This is a genomic window from Dellaglioa sp. CoH-56-MRSF-11 (assembly GCF_056782135.1).
Window position 1 is genome coordinate 1 of record NZ_JBXAYE010000153.1, and the last position, 245, is coordinate 245.

1 protein-coding gene is annotated in these 245 nt (G+C 55.5%); it reads left to right on the forward strand.

Features of this window, described 5'->3' with window-relative positions; genetic code table 11:
* On the forward strand, window positions 1–245 hold a 245-nt coding region (locus AC1RPT_RS08205; RefSeq protein WP_481763059.1), incomplete at both ends, for a hypothetical protein.

The window sequence follows — 245 nt, forward strand, 5'->3', positions numbered from 1 at the left end:
GTTCCTCAACACGATCTACGATAATTCTATGCTCAACGATGCGCAGACACGGAGCGCCGTCGAGGTCGCACTCGAAACATGGCTGATGGGAGCAGTTCCGCTCGGCATCGAGTATGTAGCGGCATGCACAGAACTCGATAATCCTCCGGACCTGATGGTGTGGAGCAAAGAGAACCAGTGCTGGGTCTACGACATGGTGGCGCGCGTCGATATCCGTAGTCCCGGAACCCACTATCACATCGTAC